Annotated in this window: 3 protein-coding genes; all 3 read left to right on the top strand. The window is 46.6% G+C overall.

All coding sequences use genetic code 11. The features are described 5' to 3' along the window. Positions 1–108 precede the first annotated feature (108 nt). Positions 109–1407 carry an IS110 family transposase gene (locus PV433_RS10290; protein ID WP_332072059.1) on the top strand — a complete coding sequence of 433 codons (1299 nt, stop codon included), beginning with the start codon at positions 109–111 and terminating at the stop codon, positions 1405–1407. Between the two features lie 611 nt (positions 1408–2018). Beyond that, on the top strand, positions 2019–5855 hold the full coding sequence (locus PV433_RS10285) for a stalk domain-containing protein (protein ID WP_332072058.1): 3837 nt from the start codon (positions 2019–2021) through the stop codon (positions 5853–5855). A gap of 146 nt (positions 5856–6001) precedes the next feature. Further along, a complete protein-coding gene (locus PV433_RS10280) occupies positions 6002–6985 on the top strand; it encodes a serine hydrolase domain-containing protein (RefSeq protein ID WP_332072057.1) in 984 nt (327 codons plus the stop codon). Positions 6986–7106: the final 121 nt, after the last annotated feature.

Here is a 7106-nt window from a genome sequence, read left to right as displayed (position 1 = left end):
TATTCCTGTAATGAAGTAGTTTGAGCTTTGAATGAAAAAAGCGCCTCTAGTATACTGGGAAACGTTCCGACCAAAGAACAGATCCCCATATGAAAAGAGGCACTCACCATGAAGCATAAGCTAAAACAGAAACAGAATCAACGTATTGAAAGAATTACCGACAAGACACTCGTCGTCGGGGCAGACATCGCCAAGAAGATTCATGTTGCACGAGCCGTCGATATGCGCGGCATCGAACTCGGGAAGGAATGTGTGTTCCAAAACGAGCAGAAAGGTCTAACGAAACTGACCATGTGGATGAAGGAACTGCAGCAGGTGCATGGGAAAACAGAGATTGTTTTCGGCATTGAGCCAACCGGACACTTTTGGTTTCCGCTAGCTTTCTACTTGAAGGAGCAAGGCATAAAGCTCGTATTAGTCAATCCACATCATGTGAACAAAAGCAAGGAACTGGAGGACAATTCGCAAACCAAGAGTGACTACAAGGACGCGAAAGTGATTGCCAATCTGGTTCGAAATGGAAAGTATTCCGAGCCAAACTTACCGACCAAAGAATATGCGGAACTGCGTATTCTCATGAATCAGCGGGAAAAGCTTATGGTGGGCCTGAATCAAGTAAAGGCGCGCATTGGAAACTGGTTTGACCGTTACTTTCCAGAGTATTCACAGGTGTTCAAGGATTGGGATGGCAAAGCGTCACTTATGACGATGCGTCATTTTCCAACACCAGAGGAAATCGTCTCAACAGGCGCCAGAGGTATCCTTGAGTACTGGAAGACGGAAATCAAGCGTGGAATTGGTATCAAGCGAGCGGAGAGGCTCTGTGCCCTTGCTACAACGTCCATCGGACTTGTTGAAGGCATAGCAGCTGCTCGAATAGAACTTGCTATCTTACTGGAGCAATATGATCTGTTTATGAAGCAGGAAGACATGCTCATGCAGGCGGTTATGAAGATCCTAGAGACGATCCCAGGAGCGAAGCAAATGCTGAGTATTCCGGGAATCGGAGTCGTCACGGTCGCCGGTTTTCTAGCTGAAGTAGGCGACCTGAATACCTACGATCACGGCCAACAAATTATTCGCTTGGCCGGATTGAATCTAACGGAGAACAGTTCTGGTATACGCAAGGGTCAAACAGGGATCAGTAAACGGGGGCGTTCTCGTCTCAGAGGATTACTGTTTAGAGCGATGCTGCCGGTTGTGGCTAAGAATGAGGAATTTAAATCGCTGCATAAGCACAACACAACACGAAATCAAAACCCGCTGAAGAAAAAACAGTCGATCATCGCTTTATGTGGAAAACTGATCCGTGTCCTCTATACACTGGGGACAAAGCGGAAAGAGTACAATGCAAACGATGTATTAGGGCCGGTTCGACAAGCTCAGCTCAAACAGAGTGCTGCTTAAATAATCAAAGCTGTTAACGTCTCAAATTCTCACTAATTCACATGTGTACAACAATGACAATCGAAGCACCGGAGAAGCCGACAGACTAAACACCATAAGGGCAACGACCCCGTAAAGGAGCAAGAATCGGCCTCCACCCCTTGAGAGGTAGAACGAAGGAATGTGAGGGCATAGACCCAGTGTGACATGGGAGGGTAAACCCCAAGGGCGGATGTGGAGATCCACTGTGCGATCATACCTTTATATTCCACAGTCTGGAAACTCAAACTACAGGCTCTGTTCCCGCCTACGCTTTTACAAAAAATCGTTACCTGGGCTATATTCTCTATCGGCACCTTTCAAACTGTCAAAGTTGAAAAACAAAGAATGGGTGAGGAAACAAGAGAAAACATTACTTTATAGTGGGAGGGGTGATTAGTACTTTATATTTCTAAGACCTGTGTGCAGAAAATCCGACTGCAGGAACGGATCAATTAATGATCGTGGACGTAATGGCGGATCATCTCGAGCCATGTTATGTTTGAAAGCGCTATCGTAAGCTTATGGATTTACCGGCAACAAGATATTCCCGGAGGCAATCAGCAAATCGAAAAAGGGAGGATGTTATTGAAATGGCCAACAAGATGAAACCAAGGATGCAATTTATTATTGTTGTTGCCTTATTTATTTCACTTGTTTTTCCTACTTCGATATTGGCGGGATATACGCATACGCCTGTTCCAATTTCAAATCCGGCATCGCCTATCAATATCACGGTGAACGGAAAATTCGTGAAATCGGATGTACCGCCTAAGTTTATCGACGGTAAAATATGGGTGTCTGCCGAGGCGATGGCTCATTATTTATATTCAGTCTTTTATGAGTCTATCGATCGCAAACAATTTGTGATGAGAAACGATTATTATGAAATGACCGCCATTTATGGAAGCAACCAAGTCACCTTAAAAAACGGCTCCACGATTACTACAATTCCTACCGAAATGCCCTTTAAAGAAGGCATTAGAAGCTTTATCCCACTGGATACGCTCATGTACGCGTTCGAAGCCACATACACATGGAATGCCTCTAGCAATACGGCAGAAGTGCTATATGATGAAAACCGGCATATTACAGACGAAGCCGCTGTGCCGGTAGCTGTACCGGGTGTGGATATAACAGCTGTGGGCAAATCGAGAGACGTCTACTATAGCATTCCAGTGAGCGATCCGAGCGCCCAAGTCACGGTATGGCGGAAGTCGTCGGATCCGCAAAACTATGTTATCCCCCTTCGACCCAGAAATACGGGATACGCTTGGGTTGAAGCACCAAAGCCTCGATATAATGCGGCAACCGGCGCCTTCGAAGGAGGTCTTAGTTACGCAGCCGGCGTTGGCGGCAGTAACGAAGTCATTCGAGTGAAAATTAAATACTCGGACGGTATTACGCCGGATAAGGTGTTTAAAACCATCGTTTCCACTACCAGCCAAGGCTATAATCATATACCAGATTACGCGTTTCATTTAAGGAGTACGTTCAATAATATAAGCGTGTATGTGGATTATTTCGGATATACTTCCGAGGATAAGATTACGTATACACTTCCGATCGCTGCTCCTAACACCATGCAAGTGGTCCTGGACCCTGCCAATGAGGTGAAGTTCAGGAAAGTAGGAACGGTTCCATGGGAAGAGGGCCTTCCACTGGCCTTTGATTCGATTAACCAGCATTTCAGAGGCTCTATCGTCGGTCTTGACCCCGATACGGAATATGAAGTGCAAGTGAAAATCCTCAATGACAATTCCACATACACCGGAACCATAAGAACATGGAAAGAAAACGTCCCTATTGCTGCGACGATCCCGATCGCATCCATCTATGAGCCGGGAAAACCGCTGTCCGTTCAAGGGCTGCATGGAACTGAAAACGGGTATATCCGCATCATAGGAGACGGAAGCACCGTAATCGAAGTAACCGATGAATATTTGGAAGCGGTCCTGATCGCGCAGTCCGAATATGTGATTTTGGAAAACTTAATCATCCGGGGAGGCAAGAAAAGCGGGATATCGGTTCTCAGTTCCAGCCACCACATCCGAATTATCAATAGTGATATATCCAATTTCGGAAGAGAAGCGACCCTATACTTAGGTAAGCAAACGATTGCCAATCATGCGGATCCGAATCTGGCTGTTGACTTGCGCACAGGGCAAATGTACGCTGCCAACGCCATGCCCGTCAACAATGACTCCGGTATCCATGTAAGCGATGCAAGCTATCTCGTCATCGAAAAAAACTATATTCATGATGCCAAAACCAAATCCAATGCATGGAACGCCGGCGGAGGTAGAGGATGGTACGAAAATGTGCCAGGGTTCTTCGAATGGAACGAAAAACATCCGCAAGGTGTAAGCGGCATGTATGCAAGAGGCGGCGTCGGCGTCGTCATTCGATACAACGATATTATTGGAAGCGACGACCACCGTTTTAACGCTATCATTGAAACGTATGGAAATCACGATACAACCGGCGGTATTGGAGTAGATTCCGACGTGTACGGAAACTACTTGGCGTATGGTCAAGCCGACAGCATGGAATTGGAAGGCTCGAATATGAACGTAAGGTTTTACAACAACAAAATTGAGGGTGTCTCTGGCGGCTTAGGCATGGATTCGGTTTATATAGGTCCCGTGTATGTGTATAGAAATCTGATTCAAAACCTGGGCGACGAATGGGGATTGATTCAAGGAGTTACCAAGCACGGAACAGCTCCTAATGAATGGACTAAGGGGTTGGGTGTGAACTATTTGTTTAACAACACCATTCTCAGTTCAATGGGTCATATCACCCGGAAAGACGGTCAACTGTACAGACCGTTTTATAGGAATAATATTATAGAGTCCATCGATAGTCCTGTTGGCGGCCAAAACGTCATTACGCTTAAACACATTTACAATTACCCTGGAGTCAGCTACGATTATGACTTGATTAACGGAGCTTCGACATCCACGAACGCTACTGGCACCGGCGGACCTGCGCCTATAGTAGAGCCCAATGGAGTCACCGGGGTAAAAACCGGTACCGCCTTTGCTCCTGATTCAAGCAAAAAGGCAACATTCATCAACAGAAACGAAGGAAACTATGTCCAAACAAGCGGGAGTCTAGGTTTTGATGCGGGTACAACCATTCCCAATTTTGTAACTTCGGCCGACTACGCCGGAGCCGCCCCTGATATTGGAGCGATCGAAAGCGGCAAGGACGTGATCGTTCCTACCAGACCAACCGCTTTAAGATCAGATGGAGGTAAGTATCAGGTTAATGTTACTGGGAATACGACTCAGCAAGTCATTCTAAAAACAGCTGGTGTTCCGACCGGAACCCAGTATGATTTGCTGAAGAACCGAGACTACGATTGGTTTACCGTAACAGATTCATTAGGGAATACGAAAGGCACGATAACGTCTGGTGTCGACTTGGTACTCACTGTAACAGGATATCCTAAGAAAATAGGTAAAAATTTCCTAGGTGAACAATTCGGAAAAACGATAACAAAAGGTCTTGCTGACCTTGCTAATTCACCTGCTAATGTATTAACGGGGCAACCGGCAGTAGGTAAAGGTGCCTTCCTTGTTAAATTGGACGATGGCCTTTCTCTGCCGATTTCGGTTTATGTTACGGAAGGCAGCTATAATGCGAGCCATACCCTTACCTATATTAATGGAGCCATTGTTCAAAATGTGACGGTTCTTGCAAACGGAATGTCGCTCGGCCAAACGGTTACACCACCGACCCCTACAAAAGAACTATTTGCCTTCTTAGGCTGGTATGACGAAACGTACGCGCACAAGTTTGATTTCAGCAAACCCGTCGAAGCAGATACCGTCTTGTATGCCAAATGGACGCCGGACACCACTCCGCCTGTTACCACTGCAGCCGTAACCGGAACAGCCGGATCGGGCGGTTGGCATACGTCGGATGCCACGGTTTCGCTCTCTGCCGCATATGATATTGCCGGCATACATGCAACCAATTATAAGTTAAACGTCGTACAGAGCGTTTACGGCGTCCTGTCGACGAGCGGGTTTGTGCCCTACACTACTCCGATTGTGCTTGGTGACGGCATTTACGAAGTGCAGTATCGCTCCGTAGATAAGGCAGGCAATCTCGAAACCGTCAAATCGATAACGTTGAAGTCCGATAAGATTGGGCCGACGTTTACGGTATCGGCGAACGGAAATCCGCTGCATGACGGCGCGGTGTTTGACGACAGCCAGCCCGTTACGCTGAATGTGCTAAGCGGAGATAGCTTATCCGGTGTGGCATCTCAGGTGGTAACTGTCGATGGGTTGTCGCACGTGCCGGGAACACCACTGAATTGGGCAGGCCAGCTAGGAACGCATGTCATTCAAGTAACAGTAACAGATCAAGCAGGGAACACAAGTCAAAGGACGACGATTGTTACCGTTATCGATTAATCGATTCGGGTAAAGTCGATTGTCAAAAAGGTTCAACCCTGTTCTCGGTAAGAGAGCAGGGTTTTCCCTGTACTCGAGGCACGAGGAATGAGCGAGGAGAAACTTGAAAAAGTATTCCATTATATTTAGAGGAGCTGAATAATCTTATGAAACTTAATGAGTTGTTTACGCTGTCATCTTCGCCCGAACGTTTAGGGATCCCCTCCTCGGCGGTCCTTCAATTTATTGAAACCATACAAGGGGAACAAATCTGCATGCATGGATTTTTACTGTTGCGACATGGGCAAATTGCCGCTGAAGGCTACTGGGCGCCTTATTCAGAGACCAGCATGCATCGAATGTATTCCGTAAGCAAAAGCTTCGTGTCTTTAGCTATAGGGTTGTTGATCGATGAAGGTAAAATTACTTCAAGTGATCGGGTTGTTACCTTCTTCAACGATAAATCGCCTCCAACCCTGCATCCCTATCTGGCTCAAGCAACCGTAAGAGACCTTCTGATGATGGCAAGTCCTCATATCAAAACCGCGTATACTCGCTCCGATCCGGACTGGGCCGCCGCTTTTTTTAACAGCAAGCCTACGCATATTCCGGGAACCCTTTTTGCGTATGACACCTCGGCCACAGTGATCCTCTCCACGATTGTGGAACGGATAAGCGGGCTTCCTTTTTTGTCCTATATGCGTGAGCGGCTGCTTGATCCGATTGGTTTTTCCAAGGATGCCCGGTGTATTAAAACTCCAGAAGGCACATCGTGGGGAGGGTCCGGCGTTATTTGCAGCTTAAGGGATATGGCCAAACTGGCCTATGTCTGCATGAACAAAGGTCGGTGGAACGACCATCAGCTTATTTCAGAATCGTATATTCGTGAAGCAACGTCGAAACAAATTGATAACTCCCTCACAGGCAATCATGGGTACGGCTATCAAATATGGATGGAGAAGAACAACGGATTCTCTTTCAGAGGGATGGGGTCCCAGCTTGCCTATTGTTTTCCCGATATAGATCTAATATTTGCTTGTATTGCTGATACGCAAGGCTCCCCCCATGCAGAGGTTAACATTGTTCATGCGTTTCGTGAAAAAATTGTTAGCGCTACTCAAGAGTCTCCGTTGCCTAATGATAATGTATAATGCTACATAGAAACTAGACAGCAAAAAAGGAGTTTCTTAGTTGTATGTCGACCAGCAGACGCAAGTTTACACCCGAAGAAAAGGCGCGCATTGTCCTGGAAATTCTCAAGGAAGAAAAGTC

This window comes from Paenibacillus sp. GYB004, assembly GCF_036577605.1.
Classification (GTDB): domain Bacteria; phylum Bacillota; class Bacilli; order Paenibacillales; family NBRC-103111; genus Paenibacillus_AB; species Paenibacillus_AB oceani.
Note: the sequence above shows the minus strand (reverse complement) of the source record. Positions and strands in the feature narration are given on the sequence as shown.

What these genes read in the sequence shown, in the direction of transcription:
- PV433_RS10290 (WP_332072059.1), top strand. Translation starts at nt 109, where the DNA reads ATGAAGCATAAGCTAAAACAGAAACAGAATCAACGTATTGAAAGAATT.
- PV433_RS10285 (WP_332072058.1), top strand. Translation starts at nt 2,019, where the DNA reads ATGGCCAACAAGATGAAACCAAGGATGCAATTTATTATTGTTGTTGCC.
- PV433_RS10280 (WP_332072057.1), top strand. Translation starts at nt 6,002, where the DNA reads ATGAAACTTAATGAGTTGTTTACGCTGTCATCTTCGCCCGAACGTTTA.